General features: G+C 50.4%; 13 protein-coding genes. 4 read left to right on the top strand and 9 right to left on the bottom strand.

Going from position 1 to position 20900, the window contains the following annotated elements; translation table 11 throughout:
* Positions 1–30: 30 nt before the first annotated feature.
* The 8 genes from AC6R0L_RS01455 to hemL form a co-directional block, all read right to left on the bottom strand.
* Positions 31–1014: an ABC transporter ATP-binding protein gene (locus AC6R0L_RS01455; RefSeq protein WP_334553972.1), complete on the bottom strand. Its 984-nt coding sequence runs from the start codon at positions 1012–1014 to the stop codon at positions 31–33.
* A 2-nt stretch (positions 1015–1016) separates the two neighbouring features.
* Complete coding sequence (locus AC6R0L_RS01450; RefSeq protein ID WP_334568393.1) at positions 1017–2042, bottom strand: ABC transporter permease; 1026 nt, start codon at positions 2040–2042, stop codon at positions 1017–1019.
* Positions 2043–2044: 2 nt separating this feature from the next.
* On the bottom strand, positions 2045–3031 hold the full coding sequence (locus AC6R0L_RS01445; RefSeq protein WP_334553976.1) for an ABC transporter permease: 987 nt from the start codon (positions 3029–3031) through the stop codon (positions 2045–2047).
* A 173-nt stretch (positions 3032–3204) separates the two neighbouring features.
* Complete coding sequence (locus AC6R0L_RS01440) at positions 3205–4887, bottom strand: ABC transporter substrate-binding protein (RefSeq protein WP_334568394.1); 1683 nt, start codon at positions 4885–4887, stop codon at positions 3205–3207.
* A gap of 638 nt (positions 4888–5525) precedes the next feature.
* A complete protein-coding gene (locus AC6R0L_RS01435) occupies positions 5526–8912 on the bottom strand; it encodes a response regulator (RefSeq protein ID WP_500628015.1) in 3387 nt (1128 codons plus the stop codon).
* A gap of 164 nt (positions 8913–9076) precedes the next feature.
* Entirely contained in the window at positions 9077–10111 is a 1035-nt protein-coding gene (rsmC, locus tag AC6R0L_RS01430; RefSeq protein WP_500628014.1) for a 16S rRNA (guanine(1207)-N(2))-methyltransferase RsmC, read from the bottom strand.
* Positions 10112–10200: 89 nt separating this feature from the next.
* A complete protein-coding gene (locus AC6R0L_RS01425; RefSeq protein WP_334553983.1) occupies positions 10201–11286 on the bottom strand; it encodes an AI-2E family transporter in 1086 nt (361 codons plus the stop codon).
* Between the two features lie 311 nt (positions 11287–11597).
* Positions 11598–12890: a glutamate-1-semialdehyde 2,1-aminomutase gene (gene hemL, locus AC6R0L_RS01420; protein ID WP_500628013.1), complete on the bottom strand. Its 1293-nt coding sequence runs from the start codon at positions 12888–12890 to the stop codon at positions 11598–11600.
* 252 nt (positions 12891–13142) lie between these two features.
* On the opposite strand from hemL, the gene erpA reads away from it, so the two are divergent.
* The 3 genes from erpA to AC6R0L_RS01405 all read left to right on the top strand — a co-directional run bounded on the left by erpA (position 13143) and on the right by AC6R0L_RS01405 (position 17927).
* Positions 13143–13484, top strand: coding sequence for an iron-sulfur cluster insertion protein ErpA (gene erpA / locus AC6R0L_RS01415; RefSeq protein WP_038137912.1), 342 nt, complete (start codon positions 13143–13145; stop codon positions 13482–13484).
* 234 nt (positions 13485–13718) lie between these two features.
* The gene (locus AC6R0L_RS01410; protein ID WP_500628012.1) at positions 13719–14828 is read left to right on the top strand and encodes an efflux RND transporter periplasmic adaptor subunit; all 1110 of its coding nucleotides are present in this window, start codon (positions 13719–13721) and stop codon (positions 14826–14828) included.
* Between the two features lie 9 nt (positions 14829–14837).
* The gene (locus AC6R0L_RS01405; protein WP_500628011.1) at positions 14838–17927 is read left to right on the top strand and encodes an efflux RND transporter permease subunit; all 3090 of its coding nucleotides are present in this window, start codon (positions 14838–14840) and stop codon (positions 17925–17927) included.
* Positions 17928–18027: 100 nt separating this feature from the next.
* Here the strand turns inward: AC6R0L_RS01405 and shyC are convergent, their stop codons facing one another.
* Positions 18028–19314, bottom strand: coding sequence for a peptidoglycan DD-endopeptidase ShyC (gene shyC / locus AC6R0L_RS01400; RefSeq protein ID WP_487901830.1), 1287 nt, complete (start codon positions 19312–19314; stop codon positions 18028–18030).
* Between the two features lie 128 nt (positions 19315–19442).
* On the opposite strand from shyC, the gene tyrS reads away from it, so the two are divergent.
* A complete protein-coding gene (gene tyrS / locus AC6R0L_RS01395) occupies positions 19443–20630 on the top strand; it encodes a tyrosine--tRNA ligase (protein ID WP_334553992.1) in 1188 nt (395 codons plus the stop codon).
* The last annotated feature ends 270 nt before the right edge of the window (positions 20631–20900 follow it).

The raw sequence follows: 20900 nt of genomic DNA, 5'->3' as shown, positions 1-20900 counted from the left end.
TCCAATGAAATTCTTCAGCTTCTCAATTCGTTACAACTTTGCTTGCGCAATGGGCTCACCGTATAGGTGGCAGTTTGAGAAACGACTTGGCTCGATTTCTCGCAGTGAGGTCGCTTTGCGGGTACAGGTGTCATGGACACGATCACAGCGCGCTTGGAAGCGACAACCTTGCGGTATCTCCAGCAAGTTGAGTGGGTTACCAGGAATGCCCGTCAATTTGGTTTTCGGCCCGGTTAATGGAGGGAAAGAGCTACCCAACCCCTTGGTGTAAGGGTGGTATGGACTTTCAAGAATTTGTTTTGAAGGTGCGACTTCAATCAGTTCACCGGAATACATGATGCCGATACGGTCTGAGAACTCGACCATCAGGGACAAATCATGAGTAATGAACAAAATAGAGAAACCGAACTCCTCTTTCAGCGCGTAGATCTTTTGCAAGATTTCGCGTTGCACCACCACATCAAGCGCGGTGGTAGGCTCATCCATGATGATCATTTTCGGATTCAACGCGAGAGCGATGGCAATAACCAGACGCTGACGCATGCCACCAGAGAACTGGTGAGGGTAGTCGGTCAGGCGACTTGGGTGAATATCGACGATCTCCAACAAGCCTTCGGCGCGGCGTCTGGCTTGTTCACGCGTCATATTGGTGTGGCGCATGATCACATCGCAAAACTGCTCTTCCATGGTCAACACGGGGTTGAGTGCGTTCATGGCGCTTTGGAAGACCATCGACATCTCGCTCCAGCGGAACGACTGCATTCTGTCATCGCTGTATTTGAGGATGTTTTCACCATTGAAGATCACCTCGCCACCGGTAATAAACGCGGGCGGCTTGTGCAGACGCATGAGCGAGAATGCGACAGTGGATTTACCACAGCCCGATTCACCGGCGAGACCGAAGACCTCGCCCGGAGCAATATCGAAGCTGACATCATTACAGGCGCGCACGTCACCGGCGGCTGTGATGTAATCAACGCATAAGTTGCGGATAGAAATGAGAGGTGCTGTCATGATTATTTGTCTCCGCTCCAGATTGCAGGTTGAGGTTCGAGCTCAGGTTTACGCTCTTTCTTGTCTTGCTCGGCTAGTTTCTTCCAGCGCTTCATACCTTTGTGGGAACGAAGTTGCGGGTTAGCAATTTCATCAACAGCAAAGTTAAGCAGGGCAAGGCCAGTCACAAGCAGTACAAGCGCCGCACACGGAGCCAGTAGTTCCCACCAAGCGCCAATCAGCATCGAGGAGGAAGTCTGGACGTTGTAGAGCATGATGCCCCAGCTGACCGTGTTCGGGTCACCAAGACCCAGGAAGGAGATGGTCGCTTCCATCATGATGGCGTACATCACTGAGCCAATGAAGCTAGCGCCAACAATGGGGATAAGGTTTGGCAAAATCTCGACGAAAATGATGCGCCAAGAGGACTCACCCAACACTTCCGCTGCTTTGACGAACTCTTTCTCACGCAATGCTAAGGTTTGCGAGCGTATCACCCTCGCGCCCCACGCCCAGGCGGTAAAGCCGATAATGAGCGCAATCGTTAGCGGGCCTGCTTCACCGATGAAGGCGGCAAGAACAAACAGCAATGGGTATTGTGGGATAACCAGCATGATGTTCATTGCGGCAGTGAGGAAGTCATCAATGCGCCCACCAAAGTAGCCTGCAGAGATACCGATGATGGTGGCAAGAAAGCAGACGGTGATCCCTGCGCCAAAGCCAACCGCCAGTGAAACGCGAGCGCCGTGGACAAACTGAGACCAAACATCGCGGCCCATACGTGTGGTGCCCATGACATGATCCGCCTTTTTCGACATGATCAGCGTGCGGCGATCCGTGGCGAGGTTTTCAGCCACCCAACCTTCAGGGTTGCTCTGCGCAGCTTTAACCACAAAAGAGGGGTACTCATGCGGGTTGCCCGAACGTTTGTCTGGCGCATGCTTGGTCAGCATGGGCGCGGCGAGGGCGATAAATAGGAACAGGCTCAAAATAATGCAGCCAACGAGCGCAATCGGGTTGCCAACGATCAGTTTAAAGAAACCTTTCATGATTATTTCCCTCCCTTACGTAGGCGAGGATCGAGCACGACATACAGCATGTCGGCAAGAAGGTTAAAGAACAGCATAAATAACGTCATGATCAGGAGCTGACCTTGCAGCACTTGGTAGTCACGCGCTTTGATGGCGTTAAACAAGACAGAACCAAGACCGGGGTAGTTGAAGATGATTTCGATGATCAACTGACCACCGATAGCCATACCCAATGCCATCGAAAGTGCGGTAACACTTGGCAAGAGCGCATTACGTGCCGCGTAGTTGAAGACCACTCGGTTCTCGCTCAGCCCTTTTCCTTTCGCCATGGTGATGTAATCTTCGGCGAGTAGGTTGATCATGTTGTTACGCATGTTGACCAAGAAGCCACCGATCTGAACGATAGAGGCACAAAATAGGGGCAGAACCGCGTGATAGGCGACATCTTTAATAAAGGCCCAGCTGGTCCAGTCGGGAATGGTGCCTGCGGTATAGGCATAGCTTGTCGGGAACCATTTCAAGCCGATGGCGAAGACAAACATGGCGATCATGGCGATGACCACTTGGGGCACCGCTTGGATGATCAGCATGCCTGGCGTGACAAACGCATCGTATTTGCTACCTCGTTTCCAGGCGGCGAAAATGCCCAAGATAGAACCGAGTGAGAACGAAATCACCACCGCGGTACCCGCGAGAAACAGTGACCAACCGAACGCACTGCCCAACAGCTTGTTCACCGAGAGTGGGTAGAACTGAATCGAAGTGCCGAGCTCCCAGCTCAGAATGTTTTTCATGTACGCGTAGTACTGAGCGAGATAGCCGCCTTCGACAAAGCCGAGTAGCTCTTTCATAGCAGCGATACGCTCAGGCGTCACTTGAACCGATGCATTGGCAAACATCATGGTGACGGGGTCGCCTGGCATGGCGCGCGGAATAATAAAGTTTAACGTCGCAGCAACGAGCAAAGCGACAAAATAAAAGGACAAACGTCTTAAAAAGTAACCCATAACTCACACCTTACTTATCCAGATTTTTCCTGTTTCTGGTTTCAGGTCGCTCAAGCAAACCGTAAATTTTGAGCGAAAAATCCCCTGACGACGGGCGCCATAGCTTTAACAACTTAAAGTTTTGGGGATTAAGCGGCGTACGGATGCACGCCGCAAAGACAAAGCAAACTCACTTATTTCACTGGTTTTAGGTCCAGTACGTGAAGTAGACGCTCTGGGATACCAGCCCAAATGTTTGGACGGCCTTTTGGATTCTCTTCGTTCCACCAGCCAGTGAAGCGAGTGGTGTTGTATTGGTACATGTAAGCACCAGACATCACAGGAATCGTCACTTGGTCAGCGGCAATGATTTGCTGGATACCGTGAGCGATCTCTAGCTGCTCATTTTTGTCCGCTGTTTTGTAGAAGCTATTGAGTAGTCCATCTAGCTTGTCGTTTTTGTAGAAGTGCATCGCGAAGCGCGGCATACCTTCACCCGATTGCAGTGCTGAGTTGTACGCACTGTTCCAGTAAGTGTATGGGTCGGCACCGTGGAAGTAGTTGGTGTACGCCACATCGTATGTCCCTTCAAGCATGGCTTGGTTGTAGACAGAGAAGTCTGGAGTACGTGCGCGGGCTTTGATGCCCACTTCTGCGAGTTGTTCAACTGCAAGCTGTACTGTGTTGTTAAAGTCGGTCCAGCCGTTTGGTGATTGAATCAATAGCTCAAACGATTTGCCTGATGGCGTGTCGACAAAGCCATCTTTGTTGACGTCTTTAAAGCCCGCTTTCTTCAGAAGTTCTTTCGCACCTTCCACATTGTACGTGTTGTAGCCTTTGTACTTGTTGTGAGTGCTCTCATCAGACCAAGCTTCAAACGCGTAACCCAGACCAGAGGCAAAGTCATTCACTGTACCGCCGCCGTAGAACGCGATGTCGATGATGGTTTGACGATCCAGTGCCATTGAGAACGCACGACGGAAATCAACATTCGTCAACGCTTCGTTTTTAGCTGGATCTGGGTTTTTGTAGTTGACGACAAACGCTTGTGTGCCCGCTGGCGGGTACCAGTATTGGTGATTCGGACTTGCTGCTGCGTACGTGCGATCGATGTCCGGAATGAAGGATGATGTCCAGTCCATCTCACCGTTCACGACTTTACCTAGGAATTGGTCGTTATTCGCGATTTGTGGAACGCGTAGACAGTCAACCTCAAGGTTGTCGGCATCCCAGTAGTTAGGGTTTGCACACTGAATGTAGAGCTGAGCGGTGAAGGTGTCGATTTCAGTAAATGGACCTGAACCTACTGGGTTTTCGTTAGTAAATGTCGCAGGATCTTTGACGTCTTTCCACACGTGCTCAGGGACGACAGGCACTTTCGCAATTTCGTAAGGAACGTTTGAGTTCGCTTCCGTTAGGCGGAATTTCACTTGGTAGTCGTTGATTTTCTCAACGCCAGTAACCCAAGAGTTGATACCGCTTTGGTCCAGTTCAGGTTTGTTTTTCACTAGGTTGAAAGAGAACACGACGTCGTTCGCGTCAAATGTTTCGCCATCAGACCATTTCACGCCTTTACGAATGTCAAAAGTGACGCTCATTAGGTCGTCTGACATCTTGTACGCTTCTGCCAAACGGAACACTGGTGTGTTGCCGTGCATCTCATTGAAGACAACGAGTGGCTCATACATGAAGTCTGTTGTGGTGTGAAGGTTGGTCGCACCTAGGTACGGGTTGAAGTTACGAACAAAGGTCGTGAACTCTTTAGGGTGTACGGTTAGCTCACTGCGCTCTGCCGCTGTTGCTACTGATGCAAAACCTGTAGTTGCAGTTGCGATAATCGCGGTTGCTAGTGCTGTTTTCTTAATGTTGGCAAGCATAGCTGTTCCTTACTATTTGCTTTCATTTCACAATGGTTGGAATGTCATCAATTGATAAACACTCACTAAGGCCTACCTCAGATTGGTGCTGACCAAGACGGAGGATCCAGTCAGCCAGAGTGGCCTGTAGGCCTTAGGCACAGTAAGAAAACACCGGAAGCGGAAAACGTGCAATCCTCTTTCCCGTTAAAAACGTTAAAACCAATCAATGACTCGTTAAAACCGTTAAAAAACACAGTAATTGTTTTAAATTTAATCAATTTTTTGCTTTGAAGTCTATCGCAGAAAAGCGCCATGCTTGGTGTGTTTGTAAGTGCATACTATCGCGTAGGATTTTTTAATAAGGTCTTGTTGACGGGGCTTGCTTTGATTGAGATCTTGGTCACGTGCCCAGATTTAGGTTAATTTACCCCGTTAATTATAATCTGCCGTTCTGTTGTGATTGGCTTCGCAAACTGCCGTAATAATTCCTTCTTGCCGGTATTTGAATGTGTTAATCGTCGATATTTTGCCGCATCACACGAGAGAAATAACCTGGCTATCATGGTTTTTTTACGCCGTGTAGTAACTGTTTGAGGCGTGAGGAAGGGTGTTTTTCAGGGCAGAAAAAAGCCCGCTAGGCAGCGGGCTCAATCAGCTTAGTTGGTCAATAAGTGATGCAATTTATCGCGCAATTCTTCGATATGTTCGCGCTGTGGACTGCGTTCCTGGCAGTGCTCCAAGATGTAATCGAGCGAGCTTAATACCGTGCGCCAGCGTGGCGTTTTAGGCAGTGTTTCAACTCGTAGGTATTTGTCTAATGTACGAGTTTGCAGTGTGCTGCGGTCTAAATAGACGCGCCACAACCCACTTTGTTCAGCGAAGGCGAATTTCGTCTGACCGGTCACGCTCTCCCAATAGTCTAACGCTTGAGTCATGGCATCGACCAAGACTTCGCGCATCAGATCTTGCTTGGATTTATTGTCACCGCTGACGCGCTCGGCTAAACGAGTAAATTCGCCACCGAGCTCTTTGAGTTCTTGCAGTTTGGCCTTGTCGCCTTCAAAGGCAAAGGTAGAGAGTGCCTCAATGGCCGTCTCTAGGTTGTGGATACGAGTGGCATTGACACTGCCACCCACATTGAAGATGTACATGGCGCGCAGGTCGGAGCCCTCAGGCATACGCAGGATGTCGGCGGAGATATGCTGACGAACATCTTCTACATAGACATCGATAGTACCGCAGTAGTGATCTTGTTTGACACTGAGGTATTTTGGCGCAATAAGCTCGTCTGCGTTTGAGCGTTTGAGCTGCTCCGCAGAGCGGCGGAAGAGGCGTGAAGCCGCTTCATTGGCAAAGCGCACTTTGCCATCTTCACGCACACAAATGATGGCTTCAGGGGCCGATTCAAGTTGCTCGAGCAGTCGTCCTTGCGTTTCCAGTAAGCTGGCTTCGACCGCTGCCCGTCGTTTTAACTCGATTTGCAGCTGCTGGTTCTCTTGTCGACGCAGCTCCGCTTTACTGGCGGTCAAGTGGGCTTGAATGCGCGCCGCCAACTCTTGCTTGTTGAAAGGTTTGGATAGGTAGTCATTCGCGCCCGCATTGAAGCCTTTGACGCGATCGTCGCTTTGGTTAAGCGCCGTCAACATGATCACCGGCAGCGCTGCGTGGTCGTATTGTTGACGCACTTTTTCACACACCTGATAGCCGTTCATTCCGGGCATCATGATGTCGAGCAGTAACAGTTGTGGTGGCTCTGCATCCAAGGCTTCCAACGCTTCTTGGCCATCTTTCGCGCAGCGTACACGATAGCCTTCAAGGCGCAGGAAGCTATCAAGCACCCGCAAATTGACCGGTTCATCGTCGACCACCAGTAGCAACTGACCGTCTGGATTTTCTGGCAAACTCGATATTTCAGGCAGCTCGATCTTAGTATTATCAGGCGCTTTAAAGTGAGGCAGTACGGTCTGATTGGCTTGGGCAATTTGTTCGTCGCTTGCCACCGGGAGTGTAAAGCTGAAGGTCGTCCCCACCATGGGCTGGCTGCTGACGTACAGATTGCCGTGCATTAAATCGATCAATTGACGACTGATCGACAGACCAAGCCCCGCCCCTTGGCGGTATCGATGGGCGTCACTGCCTGCTTGAATGAGTGGCTCAAAAATGTGTTCCAGTTGATCGGCGGGAATACCTTGACCGGTATCTACCACTTGCACGCGTATTTGATCATCCACCACGCTGGCTGAGATAACGATCTTCCCTTCGCTGGTGTATTTGATGGCATTGCCAATTAGGTTATAGAGCACCTGTTCGAGGCGTTGCGGATCGGCACTGACCCAAACCGGCTCAACAGGGACCTGATTGATGATTCGAATCGGTTTGTTGCCCAGTAGGTGCGATGAGAGCTCAAGCACTAAGCGAGTGGCAGAAGAGAGATCCACTGCGCTGGTTTCAATATCGAGATTGCCATAGCGCATCTTGTGGTAATCGAGCAGATCGTCGACCAAGGTAGCGAGACGCTGGCCGCTGCTGATAATGATCTCTAGCTGGTATTTATGATCTGAGGTGATCGGGCCATTGGCGCCCGAGATCAGCGCTTCGGCGATGCCAACCATGCCATGCAGCGGCGTTCTGAGTTCATGAGAGGTGGTGGCTAAAAACTCATCTTTGAGTTTATTGGCGAGCTGTAACTCTTCATTTTGCTTTTTGATCAGCTTTAGATGGCTTTCGAGCTCTTCATTTTGCTCTTTAATTAACTGAATTTTCTCTCGAATGGAGCGCTGCATGCGCTCGAAACTGACCGCAAGTCGGCCAATCTCATCTTTACGGTTAGTGTTGTTAATGTCCGCTTCTAAGTCGCCCGCCGAGACTTTTTCCGCCGACCAGGTCAGTTGCAGCAGCGGCGAAGTGATGAAGTTGGACAGGTAATGCGAGGCGACAACGACTAAGACGATGGCACCTAACATGGCGAGAATAAACAGGGTTTCTAACTGATTGACGCGAGCAAAGGCGACCTTCATCGGCACTTCAACCACCATAGCCCAATGAATGCCGTTGACTTCAATCGGTGTGTACGCGGCAAACATCGACTCGTTATTGGCATTGGTGTAGGTGCCAACGGCACTTTCCCCGCTTAGGGCCAAATTGACCACCTCAAGGCTTTTTTCGACCTCGCTCTCATCGTAAGAGAGGGTGCGCGAGCGGTGATCTTGGCCGACCAATAAGGTTTTGATTGCCACCTGATTGCTTTTGTCCGCGATGAGTTTGGTGATGCCATTATTGGGGAGGCGAAACATCGCATAGCTGTGTAGGTAGCCTTGTTGAACAATGGGTGCACCAAACCACGCCACCATGCGACCTTGCTCGAGCGAAAAGTCAGAGATAATCACCGGGGTGTAATCTTCGTTGGTTTTGCGTCGTTCGGTCACTTGCTTGCGCAGGGCTTGAAAGGTTTTACCGAGATTTTGATCTTTGTAGCGGCCGCTCAGCAGGTTAGTGCCATAGTTATCGTACTTGTAAATGGAGTAGGTGACATTACCTTCGCGGTCAACCAGCAGAATATCGTCAAAGTCGGAGCGTTTGAGCAGCTCTAGGTACGCCCAATGGTAGCGTTTGTGTAGCAGGCGATAGCGCTCTGTGCCGGTGTAGACACTCGATTGAGGCAAAATAGAGGTTTTGATTTGATCACCAGAGCCAGGAATATAGCGTTTTTGTGCGTACTCGCGTGCTTGTTCAATATCCAAGCCCAAGCTTTGAAAGGCGTTGACTAAGCCGTAAAAGCGACCACCACTGGCGTAGGCCAGTTCTGAGCGAACAAAGCCCATGACTTCCGACTCTTTGGCGTAGAGGTAATCCTCAACCTGCTGCTGTTTGGTATCGCGCACTGAGGTGAGGTGGTAGGTGCTTTGCTCTTGCAGATCTTTGGTATGAGATTGGAGAAAAAAGATGGCCATTAAAGTCAACGGCGTGATGCTCAGTACCAAAAACGCCAACATTAACGTGTTTTGAAGACGCTTAAATCTTTGCTTTTTATACAACTTAAACATGTCGTGGGGGCTTATGGCTAAAAACGTTAATTTCTTAAACTGACAAATTTAACGAGTTTTTTTACTTTGACAAGTAAGTTGCCCGCAAAGCGTGGTTAGCGGCGCATTTTTAACGAAAAGAGGACAAAATAGCCCAACTTCTGAGCGAGGTTGGGCGAGATAGGCTAGCGTTTGGCGTGATAAATAGCGAACTTGTTGGTCTTATTTAGCGTCTCGCATTTACCGAAAGCGGCGTCGATAATCGGCGGGTACTTGAGAAAGCTATTGGCAACAATAAACAGCGCTCCTTGGCGATTAAGGTGAGTGGGCGCTTGCTCTAGTAAGGTCTCGGTTGCGCTGTAACTGGTATCAAGGCCTGAGTGGAACGGTGGGTTGCTGATGATAAATTGATAGTCATCATCGGTATCAGAGTAGATATCGGACGCAAACACACGCCCGGTTAAACCATTGGCGGCTAAGGTCGCTTGGCTTGATGCCACGGCCAGGGCGCTGATGTCACACATCTCTAGCTCTATACCAGGGTTGAGTGCAGCCATCACGCTGCCAATCACGCCCGCGCCACAACCAAAGTCGAGTACTTTTCCGCTGAGTGGCGGCAGGGTATCAAGCAGCAGTTGGCTGCCAATATCAAACTCACCGTGACTGAATACCCCAGGCAAACTGTGGATCGTCAGGCGCGTCTCTTGGTAGCTCACTTCATAGCGCTTAAACCAAGCGTCCAATTGAAACGCTGGGGGAGTTTGTGTGCATTGACCCCAATAGAAGGAGCAGCGGCGTGCTGAGTCATATTTGCGGATTGTGCCGTAGGGCTTGAACATCTTTTCGATGCTTTTAATGCCTGAGCGATTTTCCCCAACAACGACGATTTCGCACCCTTCGCCCAATTGGGCCATCAACATTGCCAGTAGGTATTCTGCTTCCGCTTTGGCTTTTGGCCAGTACAGCAGCACTAAATCCGCTGGCGCTTTATTCTCGTCTTTGGGTTCGTATTGCACGCCAAACTGACAATCTATGGTGGTATGCGCACTCAACTGGCGATAGTAGCCATAGTGGGTGGTGAATACGGTGACCGATTGGCAGTGGTTGGCCAATTCAATGGGAAAGAGATCTTCGGATTCTCCTGCCACTAAGACGTGTTTACCTTCAAAGTAAGCGAGTTGACGTTGGGCAATATGGCTAGGCGCGATGTAAGCAGACATAATGAGCTCTGACGGAAAAAGACGGGGGATTTTCGCACAATCCCCCGATGATACCAAGCGCCCAGTCATACTAAGCATTAGACGTGAGGTCAGTTTTGATCTTGGCGGTCGAGAAAGTCTTGAAACTCTTCCTCATAGATGTTGAACAACACCATGGTCACGGCAAAGATCAGCGGACCGTAGATTAAGCCAATCAAACCAAATAGATGGATGCCGCCAAGCAGGGAGAAAAAGATCATGAGCGTGTTCATCCCCGCGCTGCCTTGCATCAGCAAAGGTCTGAGTAAGTTATCGATGGAGCCCACCACCGCAACGCTCCACACCGTGAGGAAAATCGCCCAAGTGGTATCGCCACTTAAAAATAGGTAGCTCACGGCAGGAATCCAAATCAGAGCAGTACCGACGACGGGGATAAACGATGCAAACCCCATCATGGTGCCCCAGAACAAACCCGGGAATCCCGCCAACCACATGCCGATGCCGCCTGCTACCCCTTGCGCAATAGCGGTTAAAAACGATCCCATCACCGCCGATTTGGATACCTGTTCTATCTCATCAAGCAATTTGTCTTCTTGGCTGCGTGAAAGCGGCAGGATATGACGAATGGCGCCAATGATCTTCTCGCGATCGCGCAACAAGAAAAACAGTACAAACAGCATGAGGAAGAAATCCATCAAGAAGGTTGTGGCATCACCTAAAATTTTCGCGCTGATGCCGACCAAGTTGGAGCCAAAACGGGTGGCAAACTGGCCCACTTTTTGGGCGATTTGCGAGGGCTCAATCGCATCAAAGGGGAGGTAGTTGTTGACGATAGATAAGCCTTTGACAACCCAAGGATGCTCAAACAGCGCTTGAATCCCACCTTGCGTGACCCATTGATAGACGTTTTGTGAAAAGGCCGAGCCTTGCTGCACAATCGCAGCAAACACAAACAGCAGAGGGACGACGATAATGAAGGTCAAAATCACGCAGGAGAGCAGGGCGACGACATTGTTGTGCTTGGGCATTTTACGCTCAAGAGCCTGATGAATCGGCAACATGAGGATGGAGATGATAAACGCCATGACGATGGAGTTGACGTAGGGTTCGACTAACAGATAGCACGCAAATCCGGCCGCTAACAAGGCGAGGATCAATACCCAATGACTCGAAGTGATGGTAACTTTGTTTGACACGATGACGTCCATTTATGCAACAAGGTAGTCGTATAATGGCGTTAAACCCTTCAAGCTTCAATCACTAACGTGCACAGCGCCGGTTAAGGCTGCGATGTAAGGAGAAAAATGATGGGCTGTTGTAATAATGAGAACGGTGATTGCCCTACGCGCGCAAAGCGTCGTGGACTCTCTTGGTTTGGTCTGTTGATACTCGCGCTGGTGGTCACCGTGCTCTTCTTTTGGCGATGATTCTACGGGCATAAAAAAGGCTGCGCGATGCAGCCTTTCTCTTTGCCTTTCATTAGGGGCGCAATGCCGCCTAGATGCGATTAGGCTTCTTGCGCAAGCTGAGCGAAACAGCGATCCGCCGCTTCAAGCGTTGCTTCGATCTCTTTGCTGCCGTGAGCGAGGGAGGTGAAGCTCGCTTCGAACGCCGATGGGGCAAGGTAGACGCCGTGTTCTAACATCAAGTGGAAGAAGCGCTTAAATCGCTCGATGTCACAGCGTGTCACATCTTCGTAGCAGGTGATGCGTTCTTGATCGGTAAAGAAGAAACCGAACATGCCGCCGACTTGATTGACCAGCAGCGGAATGCCGTGCTCGGCAGCCAACGCTTTAAAGCCGTCAGCCAGTTGCTTGGTTTTTGCCGCTAGGCGTTTTTCATTGCCCTCTTCACGCAGAACCGACAAACAGGCGTAACCCGCTGCCATCGCGACTGGGTTGCCGGAGAGTGTGCCCGCTTGGTAAACCGGCCCTGTTGGCGCAATGTATTGCATGACGTCTTTGCGGCCGCCAAAGGCGCCCACAGGCATACCGCCACCGATCACTTTACCCAATGTGGTGAGGTCTGGTTTGATGTTGTAGTGGCCTTGTGCGCCGCCAAGGGCAACGCGGAAACCTGTCATGACCTCATCAAAAATCAGCAAGGCGCCTTCTTGGTCACAAATCTCACGCAGCCCTTCATGGAAGCCATCAACAGGTGGAATACAGTTCATGTTGCCTGCCACAGGTTCAACGATAATACAGGCGATCTCACCTGGATTGGCAGCAAACAGCTCGCGCACAGAATCAAGGTCGTTAAACGTTGCTGTTAGGGTGTGCTTGGCAAAATCGGCCGGAACGCCAGGCGAGCTTGGTTGACCGAGTGTCAGCGCACCAGAGCCGGCTTTGACCAGCAAGCTGTCGGCATGACCGTGGTAGCAACCTTCAAACTTGATGATTTTGTCTCGGCCAGTGAAGCCACGTGCAAGACGAATCGCACTCATGGTAGCTTCAGTACCAGAGCTGACCATGCGCATTTGCTCCATTGATGGCACCAACTCGCTGACCAATTCCGCCATGGTGATTTCCATTTCCGTCGGCGCGCCAAAGCTGAGTCCGCGCTGCGCTGCGGTGATCACGGCATCACGAATCGCCACATGGTTGTGACCAAGAATCATTGGACCCCAAGAGCCAACGTAGTCGATGTACGCTTTGCCATCCGCATCAAAAATCAAAGGGCCATCGGCTCGCTCGATAAAAATCGGTGCTCCGCCCACGCCATTAAACGCACGAACGGGAGAGTTCACGCCGCCTGGGATTGTTTGCTGTGCCTTTTGATACAGTTCGGCTGATTTGGTCATTGGGATATCCTCTTCTGATTGCTCGGACCAATTTGCCTCGCATTGTACCTGCCCCACTGATGCGATTAAAACGCTTTCCACCACAGAACGGGGAGTTTTTCATCACGAAGCGGCGAAATTGTTAAAAATACTCGGGCAAAGATGGTGAATACTTGAACGCTTCACTCAGGTATTAGATAATCGTGGCTATTATATAAAGATGAACCATCCAGCGCGAAAGCTGTTGGGTTGACACGAGTGAGAGAGGTCATCGTGAGCGAAGTAAATATCCCACTAACATTTTCTGATGCCGCAGCGAAGCGAGTTGGTGCTCTGATTGCAGAAGAAGAAAACCCAAACCTAAAACTGCGCGTCTACATCACCGGGGGCGGCTGTAGCGGCTTCCAATACGGTTTCACTTTTGATGAGAGTGTTAACGAAGGCGACACCACCATTGTGAATAGCGGCGTGACCTTAGTGGTGGATCCGATGAGTTTGCAATACTTGGTCGGTGGTCAAGTTGACTATACAGAAGGGTTGGAAGGCTCGCGCTTTTTCGTTAATAACCCGAATGCGACCACTACCTGCGGTTGTGGTGCGTCCTTTAGCGTGTAACCCCATACTCCTTTTCCTACCGACAAAGGCTGCCGATTGAGCAGCCTTTGTTTTTTTAGCATGGTTTTATGAGAATCCTTTTGCCTGTTTGATTTTATCGCTGACAATCCCGTACAACGGGGCGTTTTCCTGAAACTGAGATCTCAGCTAAATATCCTTGTCACACTGTTTTCTTTTTATGTGGTTAATTTATATCCTAAATTAACACGACAAAATAAAACTCAAAGGACTGTCATGGCTAGATTCTCTCTGTTGCGGTTTTTCGCGGTCAGACCCTACTTGGTGTCACTGATGATTGTGATCGGATTATCGGTGTGGCTAGGCATGGGGGCGACCAATGCGGACGAAGCCGAAACAGCCAGCGCGGCGCCGCCCATTCCTCTTGCTAAGGTCTCTTATCAGACATTCGAGGCGCAAAATACCCACAAAACCATTGAATTGTATGGACGCACTGCACCGAACAAGCAAGCACGTTTAGGGGCAGAGATTGCCGGTAAAATCGTCTCACTTCAGGTTGAGAAAGGTCAGTCAGTCACCCAAGGTCAGGTGATTGCTCTGATTGATAAGGCCGATCTCGGTATTCAACTCGAACGAGCGCAAGCAATGCTGCAAGTGCGAGAAAAAGAGTACAAAGCTGCACAATCGCTCAAAGACAGAGGGCTGCAAGGGGAAGTGGCGTTTACTACGGCTCAAGCGGCGCTGGTGGAAGCCAAGGCAATGGTCAGCAATGTCAAAACCTCATTGGCGAACACATCCGTGCGCGCGCCGTTCAATGGCATTGTGGATCACCTCTTTATTGAACAGGGGGATTTTGTCGGTATCGGCGACCCCGTGGCGACCTTGATTGATCTTGAGCGATTGGTCATTGAAGCGGATGTGAGCGAGCGACATATTCGCGATTTGTCTCTTGATCAAGAAGCGCAAGTGAGCTTAATTCATGGCGACCAGTTGGTTGGCAAGATCCGCTATATCTCCCGTGTCTCTTCCGCCTCTACCAATACGTTTCCAATTGAAATAGAGCTAGAGAATCCCAAGCAAGCGATCCCTGCAGGGGTGAGCGCAGAAGTGACCTTGAATCTTACAGAGCAGTTGGCCGTCAAAGTGACGCCGGCCATGTTGGCACTCGACGAAGCCGGCAATTTGGGCGTGAAGACCTTGCAGGGTAAGCGGGTGAAGTTTGTCCCGATTCAACTGGTTAAGGCAGAGCAAGATGGCGTATGGCTCACGGGCCTAGGTGAGCGGGTTGACATCATTACTGTAGGGCAAGGGTTTGTGCGTGACGGTGATGAAGTGAATGCGGTGGCGCGATCGTCCTCTTCAGACTCTTCCACCTTGCAGCAATAGGGGCGCACTATGTTATCCATGATTGATGCGGCGCTGTCGCGTACGCGTACCATGTTGGTGTTATTGCTGTTTATTTTGGTCGCTGGTGTGATGACGTATGTCACCATCCCTAAAGAGTCGAGCCCTGACATCACCATTCCTATTATCTATGTGTCCGTCGGCCACCAAGGCATTTCGCCCACCGATGCGGAGCGCTTATTAGTGCGCCCAATAGAGCAAGAGCTGCGCGCCATTGAAGGGGTCAAAGAGATGACCTCAACCGCATCAGAAGGGCATGCGTCAGTGATGCTGGAATTCAGTGTCGGCGTGGATTTAAACAAAGCAATGGCGGACGTACGTGAAGCGGTGGATTTAGCCAAGCCTAAATTGCCCGCAGACAGTGATGAGCCTACGGTCAACGAAGTGACATTGGCCTCTGAAGAGCCCGCGTTGACCGTGGTGCTGTATGGCACCGTACCTGAGCGAACCATTGTTCAAATCGCCCGTCAGCTACGAGATAAGCTAGAGAGCTATCGACAGATTCTGGAAGTCGACATTGCCGGGGATCGCGAAGACATCGTCGAGATCATTGTCGATCCCTTATTGATGGAAAGCTACGGGCTAGATCAAGCGGATATTTATAACCTGATAGCGCTGAATAACCGCGTGGTCGCCGCCGGTTTCGTTGATACCGGCCATGGCCGCTTTTCGGTCAAGGTGCCGTCGGTGTTCGACTCATTAAAGGATGTGCTGGAGCTGCCGGTCAAAGTCGATGGCAAGCAGGTGATTACCTTTGGCGATGTGGCAACGGTGCGCCGCGCATTTCGTGACCCAGAGAGTTACGCGCGGTTAGATGGCAAATCGGCCATTGTGTTGGATGTGAAAAAGCGCGCTGGGGAAAACATCATCGATACCGTGGCACTGGTCAAAGCCGTGATGAGTGAAGCGCAGCAACGCGATGAGTGGCCAAGCAATCTGCTGGTCAAATACACCTACGACCAGTCTGATGATGTCAAAATGATGCTCAATGATCTGCAAAACAACATCATGTCGGCGATCATTTTGGTGGTGATAGTGATCATCGCCATTCTTGGTGTGCGAACTGCCTTGCTGGTGGGGGTGTCGATACCGGGCTCGTTTCTAACCGGTTTGTTGGTGCTATCAGTGTTTGGCCTCACGGTTAACATTGTGGTGCTGTTTTCACTGATTATGGCAGTCGGTATGTTGGTCGACGGGGCCATTGTGGTCACCGAGTTCGCTGACAGACGGATGCAAGAAGGGACGCCAAGGCGCGATGCATATCGTGATGCGGCCAAACGTATGGCGTGGCCTATCACAGCGTCGACGGCGACCACCTTAGCGGCGTTTGCACCGCTGCTGTTTTGGCCAGACATTACCGGCGAGTTTATGAAGTATCTGCCTTTGACCTTGATCGCTACCTTAGCGGCTTCTTTGGCAATGGCACTGCTGTTTGTCCCTGTGCTAGGCAGTTTGATTGGACGTCCACAAAATGTGACGAAAGCGCAGCGAGAGAAGATGGTTGCGCTGCACGAGGGTGATTTTAGCCAAGCGACCGGTATTACTAAGCTTTACTATCACACGCTGGATATTGCTCTAAAACATCCGTTGAAAATTCTGCTCAGCGCCATTTTGCTCTCGGTGGGGGTGGGCTTTGCGTACTCAAAAGCAGGCTTAGGGGCGGAGTTCTTCCCTGAGGTTGATCCGCCATTTTTCACGGTGAAAGTACGTTCGTATGGTGATCTCTCATTGGATGAGAAAGACGTCATCATGCGCGATATCGAAGCGGTGATGCTCGGTCATGATGAGTTTGAAAGCGTCTATACCAAAACCGGTGGCGATGATGAAATTGGCCAGATCCAAATCACACCAGTGGATTGGCAATACCGTCGTAAAGTCAAAACCATTATTGAAGAGTTGAAAGCGCAAACCGATCACTACGCCGGCGTTGAGATTGAGTACAAATTTCCCGATGCGGGCCCGCCAGTTGAGCACGATTTGGTGATCGAAATGTCCGCGCGAATCCCGACCGAACTCGACTCGGCGGCCAAAGTGGTCCGTCACTGGGCCGATGGCTACGAGGCTTTCACTAACGTCAGTGATACCTCCAGTAAAGAGGGGATTGATTGGCAAATTGATATCCGCCGTGATGATGCGTCACGTTTTCTTGCGGACGCTACGCTGGTCGGCAATACGGTGCAGTTTGTTACCAATGGTCTCAAGTTGGGTGATTACTTGCCCGATGATGCGAACGAAGAGGTCGATATCTTAGTGCGCTACCCAGCAGAGAAGCGCGATATTGGCCGCTTTGACCAATTGAAAGTCAAAACCGCGGCAGGCATGGTGCCGATCACTAATTTTGCCAGCATTATCCCGAATCATAAGCAAGATACGATTCGCCGTATTGACGGCCACCGAGTGATCAACATCTTTGCCGATATCCGTGAAGGCTACAACTTGGCGCTGGAACTGCCTAAAGTGAATCAAGCTTTAGCCAGTTTGGATTTACCTTCTGGTGTCGAGTTTAAAATTCGCGGGCAGAACGAAGAGCAAGAAAACTCATCGGCCTTCCTTCAGCAAGCCTTTATGGTGGCGCTGGTGGTGATGGCGCTGATTTTGATCACCCAGTTCAATAGCTTCTACCAAGCGTTTTTGATCCTCAGTGCGGTTCTTTTCTCCACGGTAGGCGTGTTTGCTGGGTTGATCGTGTTCCAAAAACCGTTTGGCGTCATTATGTCGGGCATTGGTGTGATAGCGTTGGCGGGTATAGTGGTGAACAACAACATTGTTTTGATTGATACCTTCAATCAGCTGCGCAAACGCGGTTTGGAAAAACGCGAAGCGATCTTGCGCACCGGCGTACAAAGGCTGCGTCCGGTGATGTTGACCACAGTCACGACCATTCTTGGCTTGCTGCCTATGGTGCTGGAAATGAACATTGATCTGCTCAATCAGAAGATCGAGTTTGGCGCGCCGAGTACGCAGTGGTGGTCACAACTCGCGACGGCGGTAGCCGGAGGTCTGGCCTTCGCAACGGTATTAACCTTGGTGCTGACGCCGTGTTTGTTGATGCTCGGCCGCGAGCACAAAATCGAAGAGTAACGCCATACAAGCGTAACGCTATACATGGTAGCGATAACAAAAACGGGCTGCATCGCTTTCGGATTTTCCTAAAGCGATGCAGCCCGTTTTTCTTGTTCACTTAACGCGTGGCTAACAGCTCACCATAGCGTTCGAGTTTATCTAAGCGAATCTTGGCGTTGGCAATAAAGGTGGTTTTCTCTTTACCCGTTAACGACTTTGATTGCGGCAGTTTGACCGTTCTTGGGTTTTTGTGCACGCCATTGACCAAAAACTCATAATGCAAGTGCGGCCCAGTCACACGGCCAGTGCCACCGAGCGTACCCACGGTTTGACCCTGTTTAACCCGTTGCCCGGTTTTGACTTTGCGTTTTTGCAGGTGCAGGTACTTAGTAATGTAGGTGTTGCTGTGCTTGATAAAGACGTAGTTACCATTGAACTGGTTATAGCTGGATTTAATCACTACACCATCACCAGCGGCCCATATCGGCGTGCCGACAGGCGCGGCGTAATCGGTGCCGCGGTGAGCACGTACCTGTCCGGTGACCGGATGGCGACGCGTTGGGTTAAAGTTAGAAGAGACGCGGCGAAAATCGAGCGGTGAGCGCAAAAAGGCTTTTTTCATCGCGCGGCCATTTTCATCGTAGTAGTTGCCCGTGTGGTCATCTAAAATCGCCGTGAAGTTATCACCTTGGTTGGTAAATAGCGCAGCGATGATTTTACCTCGTCCGACAATTTCCCCTTCGACCACTTTCTCTTGGTAAAGAATCTTAAAGCCGTCGCCTTGGCGGATATCGAGGGCAAAGTCGATGTCCCAACCAAAAATCCCAGCCAGCTCCATGATTTGGTTGGCGGTTAAACCGGCGCTGACCCCTGCATTCCAAAAGTTAGAGGTAATGGTCGCTTCGGCGTAGTTGTATTGATAAAAGACTTCTTTGACATCAAGACTTGAACGAAAGCCGTCTTCAGAGCGGGTGATCAGGAATGATTCGTACGGGCTGAGCTCGCGTTTGATTTGCACCAGTTGGTTGTTTTCATCAAAGCCAAATAGAAACGCATCGCCGGGGCGTACTCTTGTTAGTTGTTGCTCGATCTCTTTATTGGTGGAGGTGAGTTCATACAGCAATCGAGAAGAGAGGCCAGCACGCTGAAAGAGCAGTGCCATGCTGTCGCCAGAGCCAATGGTGTGTTTGTCCCAACGAAGAATTGATGGCGGACCGATCACAGTGTCGATCTCTAACGCGGTGGCATCAATCGCGATAGGGTAAGGCGTACCTATTTGGTAGCGCTTATCATCCTGACGCAAATCCTGAGGTGTGGGAAGAAACAAGGCAACCACAATCAGCGCGCTAAACAAAGCGATAAAAGCTCGGTGAAACCAAGGAAGTCGAGCGAAAAGAGACAACATCGTTTGTCCGTTCTAAAAAATTCGAGAAAAAGCCTAGCTGTTTAGTCTAACTGGTTTCAAAAAGCATCGCTATTCAAGTAAGATGGGAAATTATCAAATTTTTGCCAAATCTGTGGGAGTGAACAAGAATGGCGAGCATTGAAGCTGCACTAGCGGAGATTAAGCGCGGTGTTGAAGAGCTAATTCCAGAAGAAGAACTGATTGCTAAGTTAAAAGAAGGGCGTCCACTACGCATTAAGTTGGGCGCTGATCCCACGGCTCCCGACATTCACTTAGGCCATACGGTTATCCTAAACAAGCTGCGTGCGTTCCAAGAGCTAGGCCATGATGTGACCTTTTTGATTGGTGATTTTACCGGCATGGTGGGTGACCCAACCGGGAAGAACACCACACGTCCACCACTGACTCGTGAAGACGTACTGCGCAACGCAGAAACCTACAAAGAGCAAGTATTTAAGATCCTCGATCCTGCCAAGACCAAGATTCAGTTCAACTCTGAGTGGTTATCTGAGCTGGGCGCTGAAGGTATGATCCGTCTTGCCGCGCAGCAAACTGTGGCGCGTATGCTTGAGCGTGATGATTTTAAAAAGCGTTACACAGGCGGCCAGCCAATTGCGATTCACGAGTTCATGTACCCACTACTGCAAGGTTATGACTCGGTGGCGATGGAGACCGATGTTGAGCTAGGTGGTACGGACCAGAAGTTTAACCTGCTGATGGGACGTGAGCTGCAAAAAGCGCACGGACAAAAACCGCAAGTTGTGCTGACCATGCCACTGCTGGTGGGCTTAGATGGTGAGAAGAAGATGTCTAAGTCGGCGCACAACTACATTGGTGTCAGCGAAGCGCCGAGTGAGATGTTTGGTAAGATCATGTCTATCTCTGATGATCTGATGTGGAGCTACTACGAGTTGTTGTCGTTCCGTCCTCTTGAGGAGATCGCGCAATTTAAAGCCGACGTTGCTGCGGGCAAAAACCCACGTGATGTCAAAGTCTTGTTGGCGAAAGAGATCATCGCCCGCTTCCATAGTGAAGCTGATGCGGATGCCGCTGAGCAAGAGTTTGTTAACCGCTTTGCTAAAAATCAGATCCCAGATGAGATGCCTGAGTTTACCTTTGACGCTGGTACGCCTGTTGCCAACCTGCTTAAAGACGCCGGTTTGTGCGCCTCTACTTCAGACGCGATGCGCATGGTGAAACAGGGTGCGGCGAAAATAGAGGGTGAGAAGGTCGCGGACGCGAAATTCGCACCTGAAGCGGGCACTTACGTATTCCAAGTGGGTAAGCGTAAGTTCGCACGTATCACGATTGAGTGATGGGTTTTGGTTCCTAGTTCCTAGCGACTAGTGACAGAGGGTAAAACGAGTGGAAAAAGCGTCGATATTCGGCGCTTTTTTATTGCCTGTAATGATGGGTTGGTGCCAGGTATAGGGCAAATCTATCGGGCTTTTTAACACGATTTTGACTGATTTTTTCTGCTTGTTTTGCTACACTCTCGCCGCTGCCAATTTGGTGGTTCTTTTGGAGATTTTTATGAACACTACCGACCATCCCCCTAGTATCAAAGGGGAAAAATAATCCGCTGT

The sequence above is a fragment of the Vibrio sp. R15-SG3-ISO1A genome (assembly GCF_059833955.1).
This window is presented reverse-complemented; position numbering and strand designations above follow the sequence as displayed.

Bases quoted from the DNA above. Each gene is read 5' to 3' on its own strand.
- AC6R0L_RS01455 (WP_334553972.1), bottom strand. From the start codon at position 1,014: ATGACAGCACCTCTCATTTCTATCCGCAACTTATGCGTTGATTACATC.
- AC6R0L_RS01450 (WP_334568393.1), bottom strand. From the start codon at position 2,042: ATGAAAGGTTTCTTTAAACTGATCGTTGGCAACCCGATTGCGCTCGTT.
- AC6R0L_RS01445 (WP_334553976.1), bottom strand. From the start codon at position 3,031: ATGGGTTACTTTTTAAGACGTTTGTCCTTTTATTTTGTCGCTTTGCTC.
- AC6R0L_RS01440 (WP_334568394.1), bottom strand. From the start codon at position 4,887: ATGCTTGCCAACATTAAGAAAACAGCACTAGCAACCGCGATTATCGCA.
- AC6R0L_RS01435 (WP_500628015.1), bottom strand. From the start codon at position 8,912: ATGTTTAAGTTGTATAAAAAGCAAAGATTTAAGCGTCTTCAAAACACG.
- rsmC (WP_500628014.1), bottom strand. From the start codon at position 10,111: ATGTCTGCTTACATCGCGCCTAGCCATATTGCCCAACGTCAACTCGCT.
- hemL (WP_500628013.1), bottom strand. From the start codon at position 12,890: ATGACCAAATCAGCCGAACTGTATCAAAAGGCACAGCAAACAATCCCA.
- AC6R0L_RS01410 (WP_500628012.1), top strand. From the start codon at position 13,719: ATGGCTAGATTCTCTCTGTTGCGGTTTTTCGCGGTCAGACCCTACTTG.
- AC6R0L_RS01405 (WP_500628011.1), top strand. From the start codon at position 14,838: ATGTTATCCATGATTGATGCGGCGCTGTCGCGTACGCGTACCATGTTG.
- shyC (WP_487901830.1), bottom strand. From the start codon at position 19,314: ATGTTGTCTCTTTTCGCTCGACTTCCTTGGTTTCACCGAGCTTTTATC.
- tyrS (WP_334553992.1), top strand. From the start codon at position 19,443: ATGGCGAGCATTGAAGCTGCACTAGCGGAGATTAAGCGCGGTGTTGAA.